The 549-nt window shown below is 44.4% G+C and carries 1 protein-coding gene; it reads right to left on the bottom strand.

Going from position 1 to position 549, the window contains the following annotated elements; translation table 11 throughout:
• Positions 1-549: helix-turn-helix domain-containing protein (locus tag ACAN55_RS24210; RefSeq protein WP_379139164.1), on the bottom strand; the 549-nt coding region annotated here is incomplete at both ends.

The following is a 549-nucleotide window of genomic DNA, read 5'->3' as shown; positions in this document are numbered from 1 at the left end:
GTGCGCCCTCTGCCATCCTGCAATGACTCCTCGCCACCTGCTTCGTACTTTTTTACCCAGCTATATACTTGTTGGTATGAAACGTGAAAATGGCTTGCTGTCTTTGTGTAGTCTTGTCCATTCGCCAGGCAATACAGCACAATATCTATCCGTTCCTGCCAAGTGGTTACGCGTCCTTTGGTCATCGCTTTAGTTCCTCCTGAATGAGCAGTTAAGCTGTTGCTATGACCATTATACTTCTTAATCCAATTGGCGAGTTGGGTTGTGCTTGCGATCTTATATTTGTAGATAATTTGCCTTTGGGACAATTTCCCCTCGAGATAATCCCTAACCGCTTGGAGCTTGAGTTCCTCCGAATAGGTACGGTTATGAGTCCGAACGTCTAGCCCCTCGTAACCGTATAACTCATACCGCTTCCGCCATTTCACAATAGAGTTCTTGGCTACTCCGAACTTTCGGGCTGAAGCCTTTAATCCAATTAATCCCTCTTTAATTTCTTGGAGGATCGTTAATTTTTCGAGCGCTGTAAACTTCTTTTGTTCCATAAAA

This window comes from Paenibacillus oryziterrae (assembly GCF_042610485.1).
Classification (GTDB): Bacteria; Bacillota; Bacilli; order Paenibacillales; family Paenibacillaceae; genus Paenibacillus_AQ.
Note: the sequence above shows the minus strand (reverse complement) of the source record. Positions and strands in the feature narration are given on the sequence as shown.